The sequence below is a fragment of the Microbacterium sp. bgisy189 genome, assembly GCF_057707225.1.
The window spans coordinates 222,102-242,055 of the sequence record NZ_JBYIPT010000003.1; the positions used below are offsets into that span (position 1 = coordinate 222,102).

The window sequence follows — 19,954 nt, forward strand, 5'->3', positions numbered from 1 at the left end:
CAGGTCAGTCCCAGGTGCTGGGGGCGGATGCCTTCGTGGGTGGCAGGCTCGCGCCGGCGACCCACGTCTGGATCCAGTCCGGCAGCGGCGGCAGATCGTCGGGGCGACCGAGCGCTTCGAACAGCTCCTCGGTGTTGACGACACCGCCGGCCTTGCGCAGGAACCGTGCCCGCACGATCATCTCGCAGTAGACCTCGCCGTCGACGACGGCGCGGTGCATCTGGTAGACCGCCCTGTCGTCGTGACCGATAAGGCGGGACTCGACCGTGAACCGCTGCCACAGCTGCAGCGACTTGCGGAACGTCACCGTCTCGTGCGCGACGACGGCGTACCAATCGCGCTCGGCCATGGCATCCCAGATGCCCGTGCGGATGAGCAAATCGAACCGGCCGAGGTCGAACAGCGACGCGTACCGGCCGTTGTTCATGTGCATCAGCAGGTCGATGTCGGTCGGCAGGGTCCGCAGTTTGATGCGACCCACGCTGCGCGGCGCGATCGGTCCGCGCCGGCGCAGCATCACCTTGGCGCGCATGATCGTCAGCAGGGTCCGCCACCACACGTTCATGAGGGCCGATGCTAGCCATCACCGCATGCTGTTCGCGGAATCGTTTGTCGAAGGCCGACAGTCCGAGGTGGCCGGATTGTCACGGCCTCCCTCGATTTCGTGCGTCGGCGAGCCGAGCGTAGAGTCGGCGCATGGAAGCCGAACTCAAGACCGACATCGTCGTCCGTCCCGTTCGCGACGTGGATGCCGAGGCCCTCGGGCGCGTGCACGCGACGTGCTGGCACGAGACCTACGACCACCTGATCAGCAGGGCCGCCCTCGAGAACGTGTCGCCGAAGCGCCTCGCAGAACTGTGGACCCACTGGGCCGTGCAGGGCGAGGACTTCAAGATGTTCGCCGCCCTCGCCGACGGCGAGATCGTCGGCTTCGTCGGCTCGGGTCCCGCCCGCGACAAGGACGCCCCGCGCTTCCGCGAGCTGTACTTCATCTACCTGCTCGACGCGTTCCACGGCACCGGCATCGGCCAGCGCCTCTTCGACGCGGCGATCGAAGAGGGCGAAGGCGCGTACCTGTGGGTCGCCGAAGACAACCCCCGCGCGCACCGCTTCTACACGCGCAACGGCTTCGCACTCGACGGGGCGACGCACACCGAACCGTTCCTCGGCGAGACGCTCACCGAGGTGCGCTTCGTGCGCTGACCGCACGCGACGACGAAACGGCGCCGGATCCCGATGGGGTCCGGCGCCGTTCTCGTGGGTCGAGGCGCTGCGGTCAGCGCCCGCTGACAGTGCCGAACAGGCGCGCGACCGGTGCGACCAGCATGGGGCGCACGACCGCGACGCCGCCGGCGATGACGACGAGCGACGCGAAGAAGATCCAGAAGCCGGTCCAGTTCTCTGCGTACTGGATGCCGCCCTCCGAGCCGAGGCTCGCGTACATGTGGTTGAGGTTGCGCAGCGCTCCGGTGGCGAACACGAGCGCGACGTGCACGATGATGAACGCCACGAAGTACAGCATCACCGGGAAGTGCACCTTGCGGGCCCACTCGATCGGGTACGCCTTGCTGAGCTGCTTGTTGTTCTTCGGCCAGAACCCGCTCATGCGGTAGCCGGTGATCGCAGCCAGCGGGGCGGCGATGAACACGGTCGTGAAGTACGCGAGCTGCTGCAGCGAGTTGTAGTTGACCCAGCCGTTCTCCGTCGGCCAATCCAGCGACACGTACTGCAGGGCCGCCGACAACGCGTTCGGGAAGACCTCCCAGCTCGTCGGCACGATCCGCATCCAATGCCCCGTGACGAACAGCAGCACGACGAAGACGACGCCGTTGACGAGCCACAGGATGTCGAGCGCCTGATGCGTCCAGATCGTGAGGCTCGTCTTGCCGCGCGGGTTGTTCTTCGGCGCCCAGAACGCGGTCGGACGCTTCTCTCCGCGGATCGTGAGCCCGGTCTTGATGACGAGCACCATCAGGAACACGTTGAAGAAGTGCTGCCAGCCCAGCCACGCCGGAATGCCGACGGGTGCGGTCTCGGGCAAGTGGTACTCGCCCGGGTATGTCTCGATGAAGTCCTGCATGAACTCGAGGCTCAGCACCACCCGCACGACCGCGACCGCCATGCCCGCGAGCAGCAGCAGCACGGCGCCGCCGACGACGGTCACCCCGGCCCACTGCAGCTTCGTGAACGGGCCGATGCGCTGCGGCTCGGTCTGCTGCGGACGGACGGATGCCGCACGCCCCGGCCACACGGTGCGCGGCAGGGTCAGCGGCGCACGCGGGCCGTCGACCTTCGCGACCTCCGCCGCCGGTGCAGCAACAGGTGCGGCTGCGGGCGCCGGCGCTGCGGGGGCGGCATCCACCTGCGCGGCAGCAGGTTCAGTGGCGGGCTCCGTGACGCGAGTGGCAGGAGCGGCGGCTGGCACGGCGGATGCCGCAACCGTGCCGGCCGGCGGCCACCCGTCGCCCCCGGCCGTGCGGGGTAGCCCCCGACGCAGCTCGGCGCCTTCGGCAGGGCTTGCCAGGACTTCGTTCGCGCCGAAGTGTTCCGTCTGCACCTCTGAGGCAGCAGTTCGGCGCGAACCAACGGTGGGCGTGGGTGCTTCATTCGCGCCGAACGGCTCTCTCGGCGCCTCGGAGACAGCAGTTTCGCGCGAACGAACGGCGGGGGTACCGGATGCCGTGGCGGGCGGCCAGGGCTCGCCGCCCCGCGCACGGGGCAGGCCGCGTCGCAGCGCGACGCCCGCGGGCGACGCCGAGGCAGCGGCGGCGGCAGGCTCGACGACCTCGCCGGTATCGAGGGCCGCGGGAGGCGCAGCGGGCGCTGCCGATTCGTTCGCGCCCAACTGCGCGTCGGGCGCCGGTGGGTCAGCAGTTGGGCGCGAATCAACGACGTCGGCCGCACCGTCGGGCGCGGCGACCTCGCCGGCCGCAGGCCAGGCGTCACCGCCGGGCGTGCGGGGCAGTCCACGACGAAGCGTCGCCATCAGGCCTTCTTCTTCGCCTCGAGCGCGGCGATAAGCTGCGGCACGACCGTGAACAGATCGCCCACGACGCCGAAGTCCGCGATCTCGAAGATCGGCGCGTCGCCGTCCTTGTTGATCGCGACGATCGTCTTGGCCGTCTGCATGCCCGCCTTGTGCTGGATCGCGCCCGAGATGCCGAGCGCGACGTACAGCTGCGGCGAGACCGAGACACCGGTCTGCCCGACCTGATACGAATACGGCACGTACCCGGCGTCGACGGCGGCACGCGAAGCGCCGATCGCAGCACCGAGGGTGTCGGCGAGCTGCTCGACGAGGGCGAACTTGTCTTCGGACCCGAGTCCGCGACCGCCCGAGACGACCTTGGCGGCGCCACGAAGTTCGGGGCGGGTCGAGCTGACCGTGGCGGCTTCGAACGCGTCGATCGTCGCGGCGGCGGCACCGGATGCCGCGACCTCGAGCGCGGTGGCTGCGACCGGCTGCGCCTCGGCGCGGGCATCGACCGCGCCCTGGCGCACCGTGATGACGGGCGTGCCGAAGGTGGGGGCGCTGGTCGTGTTGTACGCGCCACCGTAGACGGAGTGCTGCGCGAGCACGCCCTCGTCATCGCGCGCGACACCGACGGCGTCGATCGAGAGCGCGAGCGAACGCCGGGCGGCGAGACGTCCGGCCACATCGCGGCCCTCGATCGAGTTCGAGATGAGGATCGCGTCGGGTGAGACGAGGTCGGCTGCCGCGGCCACCGCATCCACGATCGGCACGGTGAGCGCGGTGTCTGCCCCGCCGAGCCCGGCGGTGAGCACGGCAGCGGCGCCGAGACCGGCCGCCGCCTCGGCGAGCGCGGCGTGACGGTCGTCGCCCGCGACCACGAGTGCGACGGGGGTGCCGATACCGGCGGCGGCGCCGAGCAGGCCCGCCGACGACGAGGCGAGCTCACCCGCGGGGGTGACGTCCAGCAGGACGAGGATGGAATCTGCAGCGAAGTCGGTCATCGTCGGCTCCCTCACGCCAGTCGGTTCTCGATGAGGAACGCGGCGAGCTGTTCGCCCGCGTCGCCCTCGTCGGTGATCTTCACGCCCGCGCCGCGCGGGGGCTTCTCGCTGACGGCGGTCATGATCGTCTGCGGCGCCACCGCCGGGTCGACGTCGACGCCGAGGTCGGCGAGCGACAGCGTCTCGAACGGCTTGGTCTTGGCGGCGCGGATGCCCTTGAAGCTTGCCAGGCGCGCGTCGGGCAGCGCCTCGGTGATCGAGATGACGGCGGGCAGGGTGGCCGTGACGGTGGCGGTGCCGGCATCCGACGCGCGCGTACCGGTGACCGACCCCTCAGAGATCTCGACACTCGACAGTGCGGTGGCCTGCGGCACACCCAGGTGCTCTGCGAGCATCGCGGGCAGCACACCGCCCGAACCGTCGGTGGAGAGGTTGCCGGTGATGACGAGGTCGAAGCCGGTGTGCTTCACGGCCGCCGCCAGCACGCGGGCGGTCACGCCGAGGTCGGCACCGGCGAGGGCGTCGTCGACGACCTGCACGGCCGAACCTGCACCCATCGCGAGTCCCTTGCGCACCGAACCGGCGGCTGCATCGGGGGCCATCGACACGACGACCACCTCGGTGCCCTCGTGCGCGTCTGCGTACGACAGCGCTACTTCGAGTGCGCGTTCGCCGATCTCATCGATGACGCGATCGGACGCGCCACGGTCAGCTAGACCGGTCTCGAGATTCAGCTTGCGGTCCCCGTAGGTATCCGGGACTTCCTTGACCAGGACGACGATCCTCATCAGACCTCCTCATTCACGCACGAGTCTATTCAGCGACACGGTCCGCGCCCCAGCCCGGAGGAGGAAACCGACTAGCGTTGGCATCGACGGCAGGAGGTGCCTTGTGGCTCGCGTGAAACCCATCGCGCTCGATCCGATCGCCGAGGCGCGCCGTCAGTGGGTCGCCCATGGATGGGTGGATGCCGCGGACGGCATGACCACGGTGACCAGCGTCATGCGGGCCCACCAGATCCTGCTCGCGCGCGTCGACGAAGCCCTCAAGCCGTTCGCCCTCACCTTCGCCCGGTACGAGCTGCTCACACTGTTGAGCTTCAGCCGGGAGGGGCGGATGCCGCTGTCGTCGGCCGCGCGCCGCCTGCAGGTGCATCCCACGAGTGTCACTAACACGGTCGACCGACTCGAAGCCGCTGGTCACGTGCGCCGCGAACCGCACCCGACCGACGGCCGCACGACGCTGGTCGTGCTCACCGACCCCGGGCGGGCGCTCGCGGCCGACGCGACAGCGGCCCTCAACCGCGAGGTATTCCGCGACGTCGGCATCGGCAGCGACGACGCGTCGCGGCTCGCGGCGATCGTCACACGACTGCGCACAAGCGCCGGAGATGTGACCGAGTCGGACTGAACCCGGTCAGCGGTGTGTGAACGATGCCGCCCGCTTCTCGCGGAACGCCGCCATCCCCTCCTTCTGGTCGTCGAGCGCGAACAGCGACGTGAAGATGCGCTTCTCGAGCCGCAACCCCTCAGCCAGCGGCGTCTCGAGCGACGCGCGCAGAGACTCTTTGGCCGCGTACACGACCGGCAGCGACTTCGCGGCGATCGTGTCGGCCGTCTTGGCCGCCTCGTCGAGCAGGTCGTCGGCGGGGACGACGCGCGAGACGAGGCCGGACCGCTCGGCTTCTTCGGCATCCATCATGCGTCCGGTGAGCACGAGCTCGGCGGCCTTGTAGACGCCGACCGCGCGCGGCAGGCGCTGCGAGCCGCCCAGGCCAGGGATGACCCCGAGGTTGATCTCGGGCTGCCCGAACTTCGCGGTGTCGGCGGCGAGGATGATGTCGCACGCCATGGCAAGCTCGCATCCACCGCCGAGCGCGTAGCCTGCGACGGCGGCGATGACGGGTGTACGCACGCGACTGAACGCCTCCATGCCGGTGAACGGACTGTCGAGGTCCATGTCGCGCGGCGTCTTCGACTCCATCTCCTTGATGTCGGCGCCCGCGGCGAAGGCCTTCGCCGAACCGGTCACGACGATGCAGCCGATGCCCTCGTCGGCATCGAACGCCATCGCGGCGTCGGCGAGTTCGGAGATCAGTGTCGAGTTCAGCGCGTTGAGCGCCTCGGGACGGTTGAGGGTGATCCACCCGACGCGTCCGCGGGTGTCGACCAGGATCGTGGAGTAGTGCGTCATGGGGTCAGCCTCTCAGATCTCAGCCGAGGAGGTGACGGCCGATGATGACGCGCATGATCTCGTTCGTGCCCTCGAGGATCTGGTGCACGCGCAGGTCGCGGACGACCTTCTCGATGCCGTAGTCGTGCAGATAGCCGTAGCCGCCGTGCAGCTGCAGCGCCTGGTTCGCGATCTCGAACCCGGCGTCGGTCGCGAATCGCTTGGCCATCGCGCACTGCATCGCCGCATCCGGTGCCTTCTCGTCGAGCGCCTGCGCGGCGTCGCGCACGAGCGCACGGGCGGCGCGCAGCTGAGTGGCCATGTCGGCGAGCGCGAACACGACCGACTGCTTCTCGGCGAGCGCCTCACCGAACGTGAACCGCTCGTGCACGTAGCGCACAGCCCCGTCGAGCGCCCATTGGGCACCGCCGAGGGAGCACGCCGCGATGTTGATGCGGCCGCCGTTGAGGCCGCTCATCGCGAGCTTGAATCCGCCGCCGAGCCCACCGAGGATCGCGGATGCTGGCACCCGCACCTCGTCGAGGATCACCTGGCGGGTGGGCTGCGCGTTCCAGCCCATCTTTTTCTCGGCTGCGCCGAACGAGAGCCCCTCGGCATCCCCCGGCACGAGGAACGCGGTGATGCCGCGGGCGCCGGGCTCGCCGGTGCGGGCCATGACGACGTAGACGGCCGCCTCGCCGCCGCCCGAGATGAACTGCTTCACACCGGTCAACACGTACTCGTCGCCGGAGGCGATCGCGGACGTGGTGATGGCGGCGGCATCGGAGCCGGCACCGGGCTCAGTGAGGCAGTAGGCGCCCAGGTCGCGCATCGTCACCAGTCGCGGCAGCCACTCCTCACGCTGGGCGTCGTCGCCGTGGGTATCGATCATCCAGGCGACCATGTTGTGGATCGTCATGTAGGCAGCCATCGTCGGGTCACCCATCGCGAGCTGCTCGAAGATCGCGACCGCGTCGCTGCGCGAGAGCCCGCTGCCGCCGACATCTTCACTGACGTAGATGCCGCCGAGCCCCAGCTCACCGGCCTCGGCGAGCACGTCGCGGGGAAAGTGGTGCTGCTCATCCCACTCGAGCGCGTGCGGGGCGAGCCGGTTCTCGGCGAAGTCCTTCACGGCGCCGAGGATGGCCTCGCGCTCTTCGGTCGTGATGGTCATGATCGACGTCATCGTCTTGGGCATCCTGTTCCGGCCTTGTGGGCCATCGTTGGCATCGTGATCATTTTACATGGACGTCCTAGTAAATGGCAGTGCGCGTTCCCGCGGCTGTCGCGCGCAGAATTCCTCCCCCGTTCACCCTGCGGCCATCGGAGCCCAATAGGCAGGACTGGCGTGCCTTCGTGCGCGCCTTCCCATCCCGACGCACCCCGAATCCGACGAGGACATCGATGCATTCCCGCACCCGCCCCCTGGCCGCCACCGCGGCCGCCGTGGTCGCCTGTGCCCTGACGCTCACGCCGCTTGGCATGGCGCAGGCCGCCGTCGTCCCGACCCCGCCCACCAGCTCCGCGCCCGAGGCCGCCCTGAGCCTCAGCGCCATCGGCTCGTACGAGACCGGCGTCTTCGACGAGTCTGCCGCCGAGATCGTGCAGGCCCACGGCGACCGCCTGTTCGTCGTCAACGCGCAGGCCGGGTCGCTGAGCGTGCTCGACAACGCCGACCCGACCGCGATCACCGAATTGTTCGCGGTCTCGTCGACCGGTGTCGCGAACTCGGTCGCGATCCGCGACGACGGCCTCGGCGTCATCGCGTTCGAAGCGCCCGACAAGGTCTCGGACGGCCACCTCGTCTTCTTTGACGCGAATGCCACCTCGGCGGATGCCGCGGTGCTCGGCACGGTGACCGTCGGCGCGCTGCCCGACATGGTCTCCATCTCGACCGACGGCGCGTATGCCGTCGTCGCGAACGAGGGTGAACCGGCAGACGACTTCAGCGTCGACCCCGAGGGTTCGATCGCGGTCGTGACCTTGCCCGGCACCGTCGCCGCCCCGGCGCAGGACGCCGTGCGCATCGCCGACTTCCACGCCTTCGAGGCGGAGGGCGCACTGCCCGCGGACGTGCGCGTGTTCGGGCCGACGGTCGGCGACGGCAACCCGGTCAGCCGCAACCTCGAGCCCGAGTACATCACCGTCGAGGACGGCACCGCTTTCGCGACGCTGCAGGAGGCGAACGCGATCGCCGTCGTCGACCTCGACTCGGCGTCGGTCACCGGCATCCACCCGCTCGGCTTCAAGGACTACAGCGCCGCGACCCTCGACCCGAGCGACCGCGACGACACGATCGAGCAGCGTTCTTACGAGGGACTCAAAGGCATCTACATGCCCGACGCGATCGACTCGTACACGAGCGGCGGCACCACCTACCTCGTCACCGCGAACGAGGGCGACGCTCGCGAATGGGGCGACTACGTCGAGGCCTCGCGGGTGAAGGACCTCGAAGACGACGGCTACGGCCCCGTCTGCGCCGACAGTGCGCTCGCAGGCTCGCTCGGCGACGCCGACCTCGGTCGCCTGAACGTCACGATCGAGAACGGCTTCGATGAGACCGCCGGCTGCTACAACGAGCTGTACGCCTTCGGCGGCCGCTCGTTCTCGATCTGGACGACCGCAGGCGAGCTCGTCTGGGACTCGGGGTCGTCGTTCGAAGAGGTCACCGCGGCGGCCGCGCCTGAGTTCTTCAACTCGAACCACTCCGAGTCGAACCTCGAGGGCCGCAGCGACGACAAGGGCCCCGAGCCCGAGTCGGTCACGATCGGCGAGCTCAGCGGACGCACCTACGCGTTCGTCGGCTTCGAGCGGGTCGGCGGTGTCGCCGTGTACGACATCACCTCGGCATCCGCACCGTCGTTCGTCACCTACATCAACAACCGCGACTTCTCGCAGTCGGTCGAAGACGGCGGCGACCTTGCGACGGCGGGCGACCTCGGCCCCGAGTCGATCGCGTTCATCGCGGCAGCCGACTCCCCCACCGGCGAGCCCCTGCTGGCCGTCGGCAACGAGGTCTCGGGCACGACGACGGTCTTCGCGATCGATGACCGCCTGGCGCCTGCGACCACCGACATCCAGGTGCTGACGATCAACGACTTCCACGGTCGCATCGAGCAGAACCTCGGCAACGGTGAAGCCGGCGCAGCCGTGCTCGCCGGCGCCGTCGACGCGTTCGAAGCCGACAACCCCAACACGCTGTTCGTGTCGGCCGGCGACACCATCGGCGCGTCGACGTTCACGTCGTTCATCCAGGACGACGAACCCACGATCGACGCGCTCGTCGCAGCGGGTCTCGACCTCGGCGCCGTCGGAAACCACGAGTTCGACCAGGGCTGGGACGACCTCACCGGCCGCGTGCTGCCGTCGTTCGGCGACACCGCGTTCGGCCTCGGCGCGAACGTGTACCTGAAGGGCACCGACACGCCCGCGCTGCCCGAGTACTCGGTGCAGACGGTCGACGGCGTGCGGGTCGGCTTCATCGGCACCGTGACCGAGCAGACCGCGGCGATGGTGAGCCCCGCCGGCATCACCGACATCGAGTTCGGCGACCAGCTCGAAGCGGCGAACCGCGTGGCTGACGACCTCGTCTCGCAGGACCTCGCCGACGTCATCGTCCTCCTCACCCACGAGGGGTCGGAGACCGGTGACTGCACCGCCGTCGCCGCCGATGCCACCGCGTACGGCGAGCTGATCCGCGGCGCCTCGGCCGACATCGACGCGATCGTGTCGGGCCACACCCACCAGTCGTACAGCTGTCAGGTGCCGGTGGACGGCACCGAGACCGAACGCACCGTCATCCAGGCGCACCAGTACGGCACGACGCTCGGCAAGCTCGACATCACGGTCGACACCGACTCGAAGGAGCTCGTCTCGATCGCCGGCAGCCTCGTGCCGCTCGTCGTCGACGGCGTCGCCGCCTTCGAGGCCGACCCGGTCGTCGCCGAGATCGTCGCGAACGCCACGGTGGTCGCCGACGAACAGGGTGCCGTCGAGGTGGGCGCCGTGAGCGCCGACATCCTGCGCGGCGGCGAGCCGGCGGGCGCAGACCGCGGCGTCGAGTCGACGCTCGGCAACCTCGTCGCCGACATGTACCTGTGGGCGACGTCGAACGACGACTACGCGGGCACGCCTGCGCAGATCGCGCTGATGAACCCGGGCGGCCTGCGTGCCGACTTGCTGTACGGCGAGGATGGCACGGTGACCTACCGCGACGTCGCGAACGTGCAGCCGTTCGCCAACACGCTCGTCACGGTGACGCTGACGGGGGCACAGCTGCAGCAGATCCTCGAGGAGCAGTGGCAGCCCGAGGGGTCCTCGCGCCCCAAGCTGCACCTCGGTGTCTCCGACGGCTTTGCCTACGAGTACGACCCGGATGCCGCGGCCGGCGAGCGCATCGTCTCGATGACGTTCCAGGGCGAGGCGGTCGCTGCCGGCGACACCTTCACGGTCGTGACGAACTCGTTCCTCGCCGCCGGCGGTGACAACTTCATCACCTTCGCCGACGGCACGGACCGCACCGACACGGGGCAGATCGACCTGTCAGCGTCGGTGGCGTACTTCGCCGCCCACGACGTCGTCGACCCGGCCCCGCTCGGTCGCGCGGCCATCGCCGACGACGAGCCCACCGAGCCCACTGAGCCGACTGAGCCGACCGAGCCGACTGAGCCGACCGAGCCCAGCGAGCCGACCACACCGGTCGCCGGCGGCGACGACGGTGACGGCACGAAGGGCGAGCTCGCGGTGACCGGTGGCGAGTTCCCGATCGGGTTCGTCACGGTCGCAGCGCTCGCGCTCATCGTGGCCGGTGCGCTGCTGGCGATCCGTCGCCGACAGACCGCCTGACCGCACGCACGAACACGGGGCCCTGATGCCGATCGGCATCCGGGCCCCGTCGCGTTCTTGAGGTCGGGCACGGCACAGTCGTAGTCGTTGGTGTGCACCGCCCACAGCTTGTGGGCGAAGTCGCGCAACTCGGTGGGCAGCGGCGTATGCGCCCGCGCTTGAGGCGATGAGCGTCTCACCGCCGTACGCAGGCACCGCAACCATCGCCGGGCCACGGGGACGACACACCCGCGACCCGGCAAGGGGTTCAAGCCGCCGCGTCGACCCGGGGTCGGCGGCGGAACTGCGTGACGAGGCCGAACGCGACCAGTGCGGCGCCGATGACGACGACGAAGCCGACCGGGAACGAGCCACCCGTCGAGGCGAGGCTGCCCGCCTCGACGACCTCGACCGCGGCGCTGAGCGGCGATTCGCCGGCCGTGCGCACGATGAGGGTGTGATCGCCGACTTCGAAGTCGTCGGGGATGTCGATCGCGAACGTCACACGACCGTCGGCGTCTGCGGCGGGGATGCCGGTGACGACGATCGGGTCGCTGTACAGCGTCGCCGCGATCTGCTGGCCGGGCGTGAGACCGGAGACGGTCACCTGAAGCGTGCCGCCCTGCTCGACGACACCCGAGCCGACGTCGATCGACGCCCACGCGCCGTCGCCGTCGCCAGAACCGTCGCCGTCGCCGTCGCCATCACCATCGCCGCCGTCGCTGGAGCCGTCGGCATCCTTCTCGACGAGCACCGCGACGGTCCGCGCGGGCACCGTGATCGTGCCCGAAGCGGTCGCCCACTCGGTCTCGCGCACGACGTCGTCGCTGCCACCGGCGAGCGCCGGGGTGAGGGCGAACTCGCGACCGGCGAGCGCGTCGATCTGCTGCGTCGTCGCCTCGGGCGACGCGTTGAAGACCACGAGTGCGCCGTCGAGTTCGGCATCCACATCGACACCTACGGTGTCGTCGATCTGCATCACGATGACACCCGGGGTGGCGTCGGTGCCGCTGTTCGGGAACGACACCTTCTGACCGATGAGGTCGGCCGATCCCAGACGCAGCAGCCCCACCTCGGAGCGCACGCGCAGCAGGTCGAGGGCCTGCGCCTCGGCCGTGGCGATGTCGGATGCCGCGGGCTTCAGCGCCGGGTCGGCCAGCAGCGGCTGCATGATCGACCACTTCTCGCCGTTGTCGGCCTCGCGCGGCAGACCCGACCCGAAGGTCGACTCCTGCCCGGTCCAGTCGATGCGGTTGAACCAGTCTCCCGAGTTGTAGCTGTTGCGGTCGAGCGACTTCGAGCGAAGCAGCTCGGTGCCCGCGTGCCAGAACGACGGGGTCTGCGACAGGGTCGCGGTCGCCAGCGACAGCGTGTTCATGCGCACACGGTCGGCCATCGAGGTCTCGCGCGGAAGCTTGAGCACCGACAGGTCGTACAGCGTCTCGTTGTCGTGCGCGTCGACGTAGGTGATGACCTCGTCAGGCTGATCGGCGTAGCCGGCCGACTGGCCGTTGTAGTCGAGCTCTGCGCCCGTCTTCTCGGCGCCGGTGTGATCGGTCAGCGAGAACCCGCTGAGGTTGCCGGCAAGACCCAGCTTGACCAGATCGGTCTGGTGACCGAGCGCCTCGAGCGCCTCTTCGGCCGTGCCGTTGATCGGGTCGCCGTTGGGGTCGGTGCCGCGGCCGGTGCCGAAGCCCTGTACGAACGTCGACCCGCTGTCGACCGGGCTGCCGCCGTGCACGGCGTCGCGCAGCCGGTCGCTGAAGGTGCCGATGCCGGTGCCGCCGAGGTTGCCCTGCGTCGCCTGCTCGAACAGAGCGCCGCCGGCGACCTCGCCGAAGTCCCAGCCCTCGCCGTACAGGTAGATCTGCGAACCGTCGACGCCGTCCTTCTTGAGCGTCAGCTCGTCGAGCGCCTCGCGGACGGCGAGCATGTTCTCCTTCGAGTGGTGCCCCATGAGGTCGAACCGGAAACCGTCGACCTTGTAGTCGCGTGCCCACGTGACCACGGAGTCGACCATGAGCTTCTCAGCCACCTTGTGCTCGGTCGCCACGTTCTCGCAGCACGTCGAGGTCTCGACGGCGCCGGCGGCGTTGAGGCGGTGGTAGTAGCCGGGCACGATCTGGTCGAGCACCGACTTCTCACCCTGACCGGACTGCGCCGTGTGGTTGAAGACCTGGTCGAGCACGACCTGGAGGCCCATGTCGTGCAGTGCACCCACCATCGAGCGGAACTCGCCCACGCGCGCCCCGCCCTCGGGGTCGGTCGCGTACGAGCCCTCGGGGGTCGAGAAGTGGTACGGGTCGTAGCCCCAGTTGAAGCCGTCGGCATCCACGACTGCTTCGACGCACGCCTGCTGCTGGTCGCTGTCGGGCGCCATCGAGGCCAGGTCGCAGTCGGGGGTCGCCTGCGCGGCGCGGTTCTCTTCGATCGTCGCGATGTCGAACGAGGGAAGCAGGTGCACCGTGTTGATGCCGGCATCCACCAGCTCGCGCAGCTGCTCGGTTCCGGCGCTGTCGCGCGTAAAGGCCAGGTACGTGCCGCGCTCTTCCTCGGGCACCGTCTCGTCGGTGATCGAGAAGTCGCGGATGTTGAGCTCGTAGATCGCACGGTCAACCGGACGGGCCACCTCGGGCGACTCGGTCTTGCGCCACTGCTCCGGCTGCCACGCCTTGTCGTCGAGGTCGATCGCGACCGAGCGCACCGAGTTCTCGGTGAGACCCAGCGAGTACGGGTCGGTGACCTCGTTCGTCTCGATCGCACCGGTCGACGGCGCGTATACGACGACCTCCCAGCGGTACTCGTCGCCCTTCAGCGCGTTCTTGCCCGCGACAGCCCACACACCCGATGCGGCATCGAAGGCGGCTTCGTGGCGCTGCGGGTCGCCCTCCGAACCGGCGTCCCACGTGAGCAGGGTCGCCTGCTGCGCGGTCGGGGCCCACAGGCGGAAGGTGGGCTTGTTGCCCTTGAACGTGACACCGAGGTCGGTGTCGGCGACGGCGTCGGCGTAGAGGTCGTCGAGCACCCCCGGCACCTGCACGCCCGTGAAGGCGGTGAGCGAACCGTCGTCGGCGCGCTGGGCGACCATCAGCTGGCCGCGCAGCAGTTCCGCGACGGCGGCACGGTCGAGCCCGTCGACGCGCAGCGCCGTGTACGACGCCAGCGCCGGGAAGCGCTCCTTCTGCTCGTCGCTCAGACCGCCGTCGACGACGGTCAGCTCGACCGGCTCGCCGCCCGCGACATCGCCGTCGGCGATCGCCAGTTCGGCCGCCTGCGAGCCGTACAGCTGCCACGCCGTGCCCTCGCCGAGGTCGGCGGGCCAGGCGATGGTGTCTGCGTCGATCCAGTGCGCGCGCGACTCGCCGATACCCTCCAGCGGCGGGTCGGCGACCTCGATCTCGAGCACGTGGGTCTCGAGGGTGTAGCGGAACACGACACGCTCGCCCTCGGTGGCGCTGAACGCGATGTTCACGCCGTCACGCGCACCGTCCTGACCGTAGTTCTCGGTCCAGCTGAGTCCGTGCGCGACCTTCAGCTCGTAGGAGCCGGTCGGGATGCTGCTGGTCGAAAACTCGTAGACGCCGTCACCGTCACCGTCGAACATGAGACTGCGCAGGCAGTCGGGCGCCCAGTCGCCGGCACAGCCGAGCGATGCCTGGAACGAACCGGGCAGGGTCACGATGGGGCCGTCTGCGGTCGACTGCACGAGCTTGGTGCGCGGGTCGAAGTAGAACGTGATGGGGCCGCCCTCGTGGCTGAGCGCGATGTTCGAACCGCCCGCGACGCCGCCGGCGCCGTAGTTCTCGTCCCAGCTGCGCTCGGTGGCGACCTTGTATTCGTAGTCGCCCGCGGGCAGGTCGACCGTGAGGGTCCAGATGCCGTCGACGAGGGTCATCTGCGCCTGGTCGCAATCGGGCGCCCAGTCTCCGGCGCAGCCCATCTCGGAGTTGAGGCTGCCGGGAATGCTGACGGCGTCGTAGTTCGTGACCTCTTCGGGCTCTTCCGGCTCTTCGGCCTCGGCAGCCACTGCGACGCGGTTGCCGACCGATGCGTAGGTCGAGGCGGCAGAGCGGTTGCCCGCAGCATCCGTCGACACGGCTCGGTACTCGATGAGCGTTCCGGCGGCCAGGCCGTCGACGTCGTGGAAGACGCGCGGCTCGGTGTCTTCGGCAGTGCCCAGCGGCGTCCACTCGTCGTCGCCGACGACGCGCCAAGAGAAGCTGGTCTCGCGCCAGGCCTGGTCGGCGGTCGCGGCGACGGCCACCGAACCGCTGAGCCCGGCACCTGCCTCGGGCACGGTCACGGCCAGCTCGGCCGCGGTCTCGGGCGCCGTGACGGTCGCGTCGGCCCGCAGCACGACCGCACCCAGTGCGGGCACGGTGACGGAGGCGATGGCATCCGCACCGGACTCGGTCGCAGCGCCGCCGCCGTAGACAGGGCTGAACGAGGCGTCGGCCGTCAGCGTCGTGACGTCGACCGTCTGCTCGCTGTCGGTGTTGTTGAGCGCGACGAGGTACTCGACCTGCTCGTCGCGGTCGACCCGTGAGAAGGCGTACACGCCGTCGCCCGCGAGGCGTTCGATCTGCGCGCCGTCAACGAGCGCGGGATGCTGCTCGCGCAACTGCGACAGCTCGGCGATGCGGGTGTAGATCGCCGTGTCTGTGTCGAACCGGTCGACAGAGCCGACGGTCTCGCCATCAATGAGCGTCTGGTTCTGGTACTCCTCGACCTGGCTGGCGAACAGCGTCTGGCGGGCGCTCTTGTCGTTGCCGGGCGAAACGCCGGTGAAGCCCTGCTCGTCGCCGTAGTAGACGACCGGCTGGCCGCGGGTGAGGAACATGAGCTCGTGGGCCAGGAGGTCGCGCGCCTCGGCGTTGTCGGCATCCTTCAGGTAATAGCCGATGCGGCCCATATCGTGGTTGCCGAGGAAGGTCGGCAGGGCGGTCGCCGACGAGTCGGGCGTCGTGTAGCGGTCGTCGCCTGCGAACAGGTTCTGCAGCACGGTCGACTTGCCGCCCTTGGCGAAGCTCGTCGCCGCCGACTGGAACGCGAAGTCGAGCACCGAGCTCATGTCGGTCTTGCGTACATACGGCGACAGCAGCGCCGGGTCGGCGTCGTAGACCTCGCCGAACATGAAGAAGTCGGGCTTGCCCGCGGCGTGCGCGTAGTCGAGCACCTCGGTGGACCACTCCTGCCAGAACTCGAAGTTCACGTGCTTGGCGGTGTCGATGCGGAAGCCGTCGATGCCGAGGTCGATCCAGTCCTGGTACACGTCGACGAACCCGCTGACGACGTCGGGGTGCTCGGTCATCAGGTCATCGAGGCCCGAGAAGTCGCCGTAGGTGGTGGACTCACCGCTGTAGGTCGAGTCACCGCGGTTGTGGTACAGCGTGACGTCGTTGAGCCACGCCGGCACCTTGACGTCGGCTTCGCTCTCGTCGACCTGGGGCGTGTACGGGAACGAGGTCGCGGCGTCGAGCGCGGGGAAGTCTCCCGTGCCTGCGTAGTCACTCGGGTCGAACGCGGTGCCGTCGGCATCGGTGTACGGAGACGTCGCCTGGTCGATGTAGGCGTACTCGCCCTCTTCGTACGAGATGACGTCGGCGGTGTGGTTGGTGATGATGTCGAAGTAGACCTTGATGCCACGGTCGTGGGCGTCGGCGATGAGCGCCTCGAGTTCGGCGTTCGTGCCCAGGTGCGGGTCGATCTGCGTGAAGTCGGTCACCCAGTAGCCGTGGTAGCCGGCGCTGGCGTCGGCTCCGGTGCCCTGCACGGGCTTGTTCTTGAAGCTCGGGGTCAGCCAGATGGCGGTCGTGCCGAGACCTTCGATGTAGTCGAGGTTCTCGCGGAGACCGGCCAGGTCACCACCGTTGAAGAAGCCCTTGTCTGTGGGGTCGAAGCCGGTCGCGAGGCGGTCGCCGGTGAGGCCGCCCTCGTCGTTCGACGTGTCGCCGTTGGCGAAGCGGTCGGTCATGACGAAGTAGAACTGCTCGCCGTCGCCGGCCTGGCGCACCGGGTCCGCCAGGAGCGCGGCATCGGCGTCCTCGTAGCCGCCGGCCAGGTCGATCGCTTCGAGTCCGACGCGGTTCGTCGCGGAATCGAAGACGAAGCGCAGCGTCGCGTCGCCGGCGACCGTCAGCGGGATGTTGTCGCCGCCGCCGTCGAGGCCGTAGGAGACGTCCCAGGTGTCGTCGAGCGCGACCTTGTACTCGTAGGTGCCTGCGGGCACCTCGAACTCTGCCGCGAAGACGCCCGCCGTCTCCGTCTCGACCAGTTCGGTCGCGGCGCACTCGGGCTGCCAGTCGTCAGAGCAGCCGAGCTCGTCCTGCAGGCTGCCGACGATCGCATAGGTGTGATCGGCGGCAGCCACCGGCGTCGCCGCGAGGGCGATGCCACCCGAGACGACGAGCGTGGCTGAGACCGCCGCGGCAGCTGCGCGGCGGAAGGGGGCGGGGGTCGGCTGTGACACGAGCGCTCCTGGGATGTGTGACGGCACAGCAATGTGCCCGGGGTACCGCAGACGTTAGCGGGTTCGAGCCCGACTGCGCAACCGCTTGCAACGATGGATGAGCGAAATCTCACCGCGCGACCGGAGCGTGGCCGCGAACGACCCCGCGGGCGAGGTCAGAGACGTTCGATGATCGTGGCGTTGGCCATGCCGCCGCCCTCGCACATCGCCTGCAGGCCGTACCGGCCGCCGGTCGCCTCCATGTACGACAACAGGGTGCCGAGGAGCCTCGTGCCCGATGAGCCGAGCGCGTGACCGAGCGCGATGGCCCCACCCCACGGGTTCAGCTTCGCGAGATCGGCGCCGACCTCCGCCGCCCACGCGAGCGGCACCGGCGCGAACGCCTCGTTCACCTCGTAGGCGTCGAGATCGTCGATCGACAGGCCGCTGCGCTCCAAGATGCGGCGGGTCGCCGGGATCGGCCCCGTCAGCATGAGCAGCGGATCATCGCCGACGACCGAGAAGGCGTGAAATCGAGCCCGCGGGGTGAGGCCCAGTTCGTTCGCCTTCTCCTCGCTCATGATGAGCACCGCCGATGCGCCGTCAGTCAGCGGCGACGAGTTGCCGGGCGTGATCCGCCAATCGAGATCGGGGAACCGCGCGGCCATCGCATCGGTGCGGAACGACGCCGGAAGGCCCGCGAGCTTCTCAGCCGTCGTGCCCGCGCGGACGGTCTCGTCGGCCTCCACGCCGGCCATCGGCAGGAGTTCGCGGGCGAACGCGCCGGCATCCTGGGCTGTCGCAGCGCGGGCGTGCGACTGCGCGGCGAATGCGTCGAGGGTCTCACGGTCGAAGCCCCACCGCTGCGCGATCAGCTCGGCCGAGACTCCCTGATTCACGAGCCCCTCGGGGTAGCGCTCCAGCATCGCCTCCGAGAAGGGCGACCCCGCGACGGATGCCGAAACACCCAGCGGCACGCGACTCATCGACTCGACGCCGCCCGCGATGACGATGTCGTACTGCCCCGCGATCACGCCCTGGGCAGCGAAGTGCGCGGCCTGCTGGCTCGACCCGCACTGCCGGTCGATCGTCGTACCGGGAACCGACTCGTCGAACCCCGCAGCCAGCACCGCCTGCCGCGCGATGTTGAACGTCTGCTCGCCGACCTGGCTGACGCAGCCCAGCAGCACGTCGTCGATCTGATCGGACTCGAGCCCGTTGCGCTCGAGGACGGCCCGCAGCGTGTACGCCGCGAGGTCGACCGGGTGCACCTCACTCAGCGCGCCGCCGGGCTTGCCGCGCCCCGACGGGGTCCGGACCGCGTCGACGATGACGGCGGTGCGGAGCATGGCTCAGCCCGCCTCTTCGGCGCGCTCGAGCGCCTCAAGATCGGCGGCATCCGGCTCGTAGCCGTCGATGTGACGCTCGTCGGGACCGTTGTAGGCCGACAGCGGGCGGATGAGCGCGTTCGATGCCTGCTGCTCCATGACGTGCGCCGTCCAGCCGGTCACGCGCGCCGCGATGAACAGCGGCGTGAAGGTGAGCGTGTCGAACCCGATGAGGTTGTACGCCGGACCCGAGGGGTAGTCGAGGTTCGGGTAGATGCCCTTGCGCTGCACGAACTCTGACTCGAGGGTGTCGTAGAGGGCGGCGACCTCGGGCCGGTCGTAGTGCTCGACGAGCGTGTCGAGGGCCTTCTTCATCGTCGGCACGCGCGAGTCGCCCTTCTTGTACACGCGGTGGCCGAAGCCCATGATCTTGCGCTTGGCGGCGAGCGCCTCGTCGAGCCAGGGCACGACGTTCTCGGCGGATCCGATCTCGTCGAAGATGTGCAGCACGGCCTCGTTGGCACCGCCGTGCAGCGGCCCCTTCAGGGCGCCGATCGCACCGACGACCGCGGAGTACAGGTCGCTGAGGGTCGACGTGATGACGCGCGCGGTGAACGTCGACGCATTGAACGAGTGCTCGGCGTACAGGATCATCGAGCGGTTGAACGCGTCGACGACGACCGGATCGGGCTCTTCGCCGAAGGTCATCCAGAGGAAGTTCGCGGCGTAATCGAGGTCTTCGCGCGGCTCGATCATCGCCTCGCCGCGGCGACGACGCTGGCCGTACGCGACGATCGCCGGCAGCACCGCGAACAGCCGCATGCTGCGGTCGAGATTCTCGGCGTGGGTGCCTGCAGCATCGAGCACGTTGAGGATGCCGGCGGTCTCGGTCGCGCCGATGGCACTCACAACCGTGCGCGCCTCGTCCATCGGGTGCGCGTCGACCGGGAGCGCGTCGATGAGCGCGACGACCGACTCCGACAGCGCCCGGTTCGCACGTTCGATCGCGCGCAGTTCGCCGAGCTGATCGGCCATGGGCAGTTCGCCGTGCCACAGCAGGTAGGCGACCGCCTCGAACGACTGCGTCGCGGCGAGCTCCTGCACCGGGTAGCCGCGGTACAGCAGCGAGTTGGTCTCGGGGTTGACCTTAGAGATGGCGGTCTCGTCGGCGATGACCCCGGCGAGGCCCTTCTTGATGTCGGTCATG

General features: G+C 69.4%; 12 protein-coding genes and 1 pseudogene. 3 read left to right on the forward strand and 10 right to left on the reverse strand.

The window, feature by feature from the left end:
* Nucleotides 1-4 precede the first annotated feature (4 nt).
* Nucleotides 5-565, reverse strand: a complete 561-nt coding sequence (locus tag AC3ENX_RS06335) for an acyl-CoA thioesterase (protein WP_434811014.1) — start codon at nt 563-565, stop codon at nt 5-7.
* Nucleotides 566-696: 131 nt separating this feature from the next.
* On the opposite strand from AC3ENX_RS06335, the gene AC3ENX_RS06340 reads away from it, so the two are divergent.
* Nucleotides 697-1,203, forward strand: a complete 507-nt coding sequence (locus tag AC3ENX_RS06340; protein ID WP_434811015.1) for a GNAT family N-acetyltransferase — start codon at nt 697-699, stop codon at nt 1,201-1,203.
* Nucleotides 1,204-1,276: 73 nt separating this feature from the next.
* On the opposite strand, the gene AC3ENX_RS06345 is transcribed toward AC3ENX_RS06340, so the two are convergent.
* From AC3ENX_RS06345 to AC3ENX_RS06355, 3 genes are read right to left on the reverse strand one after another with little or no spacing between them, the layout of a single operon-like run.
* Nucleotides 1,277-2,986, reverse strand: a complete 1,710-nt coding sequence (locus AC3ENX_RS06345; RefSeq protein ID WP_434811016.1) for a cytochrome b/b6 domain-containing protein — start codon at nt 2,984-2,986, stop codon at nt 1,277-1,279.
* On the reverse strand, nt 2,986-3,975 hold the full coding sequence (locus AC3ENX_RS06350; protein WP_434811018.1) for an electron transfer flavoprotein subunit alpha/FixB family protein: 990 nt from the start codon (nt 3,973-3,975) through the stop codon (nt 2,986-2,988). The genes AC3ENX_RS06345 and AC3ENX_RS06350 overlap by 1 nt, the downstream gene beginning before the upstream one ends.
* An 11-nt stretch (nt 3,976-3,986) precedes the next feature.
* Nucleotides 3,987-4,763 carry an electron transfer flavoprotein subunit beta/FixA family protein gene (locus AC3ENX_RS06355; RefSeq protein ID WP_434811019.1) on the reverse strand — a complete coding sequence of 259 codons (777 nt, stop codon included), beginning with the start codon at nt 4,761-4,763 and terminating at the stop codon, nt 3,987-3,989.
* Between the two features lie 103 nt (nt 4,764-4,866).
* Here AC3ENX_RS06355 and AC3ENX_RS06360 point away from each other — a divergent pair, with 103 nt between their 5' ends.
* Complete coding sequence (locus AC3ENX_RS06360) at nt 4,867-5,385, forward strand: MarR family transcriptional regulator (RefSeq protein WP_434811020.1); 519 nt, start codon at nt 4,867-4,869, stop codon at nt 5,383-5,385.
* A gap of 6 nt (nt 5,386-5,391) precedes the next feature.
* Here the strand turns inward: AC3ENX_RS06360 and AC3ENX_RS06365 are convergent, their stop codons facing one another.
* Nucleotides 5,392-6,168, reverse strand: coding sequence for an enoyl-CoA hydratase (locus AC3ENX_RS06365; protein ID WP_434811021.1), 777 nt, complete (start codon nt 6,166-6,168; stop codon nt 5,392-5,394).
* A 19-nt stretch (nt 6,169-6,187) separates the two neighbouring features.
* Nucleotides 6,188-7,345, reverse strand: coding sequence for an acyl-CoA dehydrogenase family protein (locus AC3ENX_RS06370; protein WP_488184907.1), 1,158 nt, complete (start codon nt 7,343-7,345; stop codon nt 6,188-6,190).
* A gap of 206 nt (nt 7,346-7,551) precedes the next feature.
* Here AC3ENX_RS06370 and AC3ENX_RS06375 point away from each other — a divergent pair, with 206 nt between their 5' ends.
* Nucleotides 7,552-10,992, forward strand: coding sequence for a choice-of-anchor I family protein (locus tag AC3ENX_RS06375; RefSeq protein WP_434811025.1), 3,441 nt, complete (start codon nt 7,552-7,554; stop codon nt 10,990-10,992).
* A gap of 65 nt (nt 10,993-11,057) precedes the next feature.
* On the opposite strand, the pseudogene AC3ENX_RS06380 reads toward AC3ENX_RS06375, so the two are convergent.
* The 4 genes and pseudogenes from AC3ENX_RS06380 to AC3ENX_RS06395 form a co-directional block, all read right to left on the reverse strand.
* Nucleotides 11,058-11,193: pseudogene (locus tag AC3ENX_RS06380) on the reverse strand (TauD/TfdA family dioxygenase); the annotation flags it as partial.
* Between the two features lie 46 nt (nt 11,194-11,239).
* Entirely contained in the window at nt 11,240-17,440 is a 6,201-nt protein-coding gene (pulA, locus tag AC3ENX_RS06385) for a pullulanase-type alpha-1,6-glucosidase (protein WP_434811027.1), read from the reverse strand.
* Between the two features lie 155 nt (nt 17,441-17,595).
* Nucleotides 17,596-18,768: a thiolase family protein gene (locus tag AC3ENX_RS06390; RefSeq protein WP_434811028.1), complete on the reverse strand. Its 1,173-nt coding sequence runs from the start codon at nt 18,766-18,768 to the stop codon at nt 17,596-17,598.
* 3 nt (nt 18,769-18,771) lie between these two features.
* The gene (locus AC3ENX_RS06395) at nt 18,772-19,953 is read right to left on the reverse strand and encodes a bifunctional 2-methylcitrate synthase/citrate synthase (protein WP_434811029.1); all 1,182 of its coding nucleotides are present in this window, start codon (nt 19,951-19,953) and stop codon (nt 18,772-18,774) included.
* Nucleotide 19,954 lies beyond the last annotated feature (1 nt).

Excerpts from the sequence above, each read along its gene's own strand:
- AC3ENX_RS06365 (WP_434811021.1), bottom strand. The coding sequence starts at position 6,168 with ATGACGCACTACTCCACGATCCTGGTCGACACCCGCGGACGCGTCGGG.
- AC3ENX_RS06355 (WP_434811019.1), bottom strand. The coding sequence starts at position 4,763 with ATGAGGATCGTCGTCCTGGTCAAGGAAGTCCCGGATACCTACGGGGAC.
- AC3ENX_RS06390 (WP_434811028.1), bottom strand. The coding sequence starts at position 18,768 with ATGCTCCGCACCGCCGTCATCGTCGACGCGGTCCGGACCCCGTCGGGG.
- AC3ENX_RS06375 (WP_434811025.1), top strand. The coding sequence starts at position 7,552 with ATGCATTCCCGCACCCGCCCCCTGGCCGCCACCGCGGCCGCCGTGGTC.
- AC3ENX_RS06345 (WP_434811016.1), bottom strand. The coding sequence starts at position 2,986 with ATGGCGACGCTTCGTCGTGGACTGCCCCGCACGCCCGGCGGTGACGCC.
- AC3ENX_RS06395 (WP_434811029.1), bottom strand. The coding sequence starts at position 19,953 with ATGACCGACATCAAGAAGGGCCTCGCCGGGGTCATCGCCGACGAGACC.
- AC3ENX_RS06335 (WP_434811014.1), bottom strand. The coding sequence starts at position 565 with ATGAACGTGTGGTGGCGGACCCTGCTGACGATCATGCGCGCCAAGGTG.
- AC3ENX_RS06370 (WP_488184907.1), bottom strand. The coding sequence starts at position 7,345 with ATGCCCAAGACGATGACGTCGATCATGACCATCACGACCGAAGAGCGC.
- AC3ENX_RS06350 (WP_434811018.1), bottom strand. The coding sequence starts at position 3,975 with ATGACCGACTTCGCTGCAGATTCCATCCTCGTCCTGCTGGACGTCACC.
- AC3ENX_RS06340 (WP_434811015.1), top strand. The coding sequence starts at position 697 with ATGGAAGCCGAACTCAAGACCGACATCGTCGTCCGTCCCGTTCGCGAC.